The sequence below is a fragment of the Streptomyces sp. LS1784 genome (assembly GCF_020103755.1).
Classification (GTDB): domain Bacteria; phylum Actinomycetota; class Actinomycetes; order Streptomycetales; family Streptomycetaceae; genus Kitasatospora.
This window is the reverse complement of the sequence record NZ_JAHSQD010000807.1, coordinates 1-2,830: the sequence shown is the minus strand read 5'-3', so window position 1 is coordinate 2,830 and position 2,830 is coordinate 1. Positions and strand designations below refer to the sequence as shown.

2 protein-coding genes and 1 pseudogene are annotated in these 2,830 nt (G+C 73.2%); all 3 read left to right on the top strand.

Features of this window, described 5'->3' with window-relative positions; all coding sequences use genetic code 11:
- Positions 1 to 243: 243 nt before the first annotated feature.
- Positions 244 to 846, top strand: coding sequence for a bacterial proteasome activator family protein (locus tag KS423_RS42675; protein ID WP_374120157.1), 603 nt, complete (start codon positions 244 to 246; stop codon positions 844 to 846).
- Positions 847 to 1,091: 245 nt separating this feature from the next.
- Positions 1,092 to 2,534: a protein kinase gene (locus tag KS423_RS42670; RefSeq protein WP_224285077.1), complete on the top strand. Its 1,443-nt coding sequence runs from the start codon at positions 1,092 to 1,094 to the stop codon at positions 2,532 to 2,534.
- A 112-nt stretch (positions 2,535 to 2,646) separates the two neighbouring features.
- A pseudogene (locus tag KS423_RS42665) lies at positions 2,647 to 2,830 on the top strand (hypothetical protein); the annotation flags it as partial.

Below are 2,830 nucleotides of genomic sequence, written 5' to 3'. Positions count from 1 at the left end.
CCCGGGCCGGGCCGGGGTTTCGGTGGGTGCGGTGCGGCGGGCCGGTGCGGGCGGGGCCGGGGCGCCGCCGGCGGACGGTCGGCGGACGGTCGGCGGACGGGACGCGGGAACTGAGTACCCGTACGGATTCCCGCAGGGCGCCCGGGGGCGTACCTTCGTCACGGGTGGCGCAGGACGGCGGGACGACGGGGGCTTCCGCCCGACCAACCCCAGTGAGAGAGAATGTTGTTCATGACGAATCCGATGAACGAGCGCCCGTCGCAGGAGCCCTTCCGGGCCGTCGGCGGGCAGTCGCAGGACGGCCAGAAGGTGCTGATCGTCGGACCGGACGGGCTGCCCGTGGGCCAGGGGTTCGCGGGCTCGGCGGGGGGCGCGGACGACGAGGGCGACGTGCCGCGTGAGCTCCCGGTGACCGAGATGGTCGAGCAGCCCGCCAAGGTCATGCGTATCGGCAGCATGATCAAGCAGCTGCTGGAGGAGGTCCGGGCGGCGCCCCTCGACGAGGCGAGCCGGGCCCGGCTGAAGGACATCCACGCGAGCTCGATCAAGGAGCTCGAACTGGGGCTGGCCCCGGAGCTGGTTGCCGAGCTGGAGCGGTTGTCGCTGCCGTTCACCGACGACACCATCCCGACCGAGGCCGAGCTGAGGATCGCCCAGGCCCAGCTGGTCGGCTGGCTGGAGGGTCTGTTCCACGGCATCCAGACCGCCCTGTTCGCGCAGCAGATGGCGGCGCGGGCCCAGCTGGAGCAGATGCGGCGGGCGCTGCCGCCCGGCCTGCACAGCGGCGAGCCGGACGAGGACGAGCTGGGCCAGGGCCGCGGCATCCGCTCCGGCCCCTACCTGTAGCCGCAGTCGGCGGTACCCGCCGTAGGTACGTCGGGGCCGCCGTCGGACCGGACGTACCACGACGATCCGCCCCGGCCCTGGACCGATCACCGTCGGCGTGAGCCGATACCCTGACCCCTGTCGCCGGCCGGTGGAACCGCCGCGGCAGGGGCCCGCCAGGCCAGCGGGCCGGGCCCACCACGCACGGACGAGACCGAACGTCAGGCTGCGGCAAGCACGGCCGAGCCGAGGGGGAGCAGAGGACCATGAGCGAGCACGGCAACGCGGCGGTCGAGGGCTTCTCCCGGGGCAACGGCCGCTATGTGCTGCAGCGGCTGGTGGGCGAGGGCGGCATGGCCTCCGTGCACCTCGCCTACGACAGCGTGCTGGACCGGCAGGTCGCGCTGAAGAGCATGCACAGCGAGCTGGGCCGGGACGACTCGTTCAAGGAGCGGTTCCGCCGCGAGGCCCAGGCCGTGGCCCGGCTGGAGCACCCCAACATCGTCACGGTGTACGACAGCGGCGAGGACATCGCCCCGGACGGCTCCAGCACGCCGTACATCGTCATGCAGCTGATCGACGGCCAGGGCCTGCGCGAGGCGATCAACGAGGCGATCGGCCAGTACGGCGCGATGCCGGCCGAGGAGGCGCTGAGGGTCACCGTCGGCGTGCTGAACGCGCTGGAGGCCTCGCACGACATGGGCCTGGTGCACCGCGACATCAAGCCCGGCAACGTCATGTTCGACCGCAAGGGCAACGTCAAGGTCATGGACTTCGGCATCGCCCGCGCGCTGGAATCCGGCGTCACGTCGATGACCCAGACCGGCATGGTGGTCGGCACCCCGCAGTACCTCTCGCCCGAGCAGGCGCTCGGCAAGCCGGTGGACGCCCGCTCCGACCTGTACTCGGTCGGCGTGATGCTCTTCGAGATGATCACCGGGCAGCTGGTCTTCGACGGCGACTCGGCGTTCTCGATCGCCTACAAGCACGTCCAGGAGGAGCCGCTGGCCCCCTCCACCCTCAACCGCTCGATCACCCCCGAGGTGGACGCCTTCGTCGCCCAGGCGCTGCGCAAGGACCCGGCGCACCGGTTCCAGAGCGCGGCGGCGATGCGGGACGAGGCGGAGCGGCTGATCGCGGCGGCCAAGGGCGGCGACAGCGGGCACAAGCTGCAGGCCAGCACCCCGCTGGTGATCAACGAGGGCCCGCGTTCGGTGCACGCCGCTCCGCAGGCCCCGCAGACGCCGCAGCCGCAGTACCTCCAGCAGGGCGGGCAGCCGCAGTACCAGACCCCGCCGCCGGCCTACCAGGCGCCGCCGCAGGCCCCGCACACCCCGCACCCGCAGTACCTCCAGCAGGGCGGGCAGCCGCAGTACCAGACCCCGCCGCCCGCCTTCCAGCCCCCGCGGCCGCAGGCGCACACCCCGCACCCGCAGTACCTCCAGCAGGGCGGGCCGCAGGCGCACACCCCGCCGCCGCAGCCGATGCCGCCGTACCAGCAGCCGAAGCAGCCCGCCGGCGGCGGCGGCTGCTCGACGGCCGCGGTCGTGATCGGGATCATCATCGGCGTGCTGGTCCTGGCGGGCATCATCATCGCGATCGTGGTCAACAAGGCGAACGAGAAGAGCGGCGGCAAGCTCAGCCACGCACCCCTTCCCGCCAACGTGCTGGTCGTCGACCTCCCGGCCGACCGGAATGGCCTGCTCTGATGGTTTCCGGCAGGTCCGGGGGTGCCACAGCCGTCCGCCGGAAGCGGTAGCGTTCGGGGATACGTAAGCGACAGGGCACCGCGATCCGAGCGAACGCCCGGGGCGAGGAGCGATGGCACAGACGCAGCAGCCGGACGACGACGCGGGTGTCCGGGCGGTCGGCCGGACCGGCGGAACCCCGAGGATTCCCCAGCCCGGCGCCGAGGCCGCGACCTCGGCGCTGCCCCCGGTCGCCGCGGGCGGCCCGCAGACCCCGGGCCGCGGCACCGCGGTGCCGCTGAGCACCGTCGGCGACG

Bases quoted from the DNA above. Each gene is read 5' to 3' on its own strand.
- KS423_RS42675 (WP_374120157.1), top strand. From the start codon at position 244: ATGAACGAGCGCCCGTCGCAGGAGCCCTTCCGGGCCGTCGGCGGGCAG.
- KS423_RS42670 (WP_224285077.1), top strand. From the start codon at position 1,092: ATGAGCGAGCACGGCAACGCGGCGGTCGAGGGCTTCTCCCGGGGCAAC.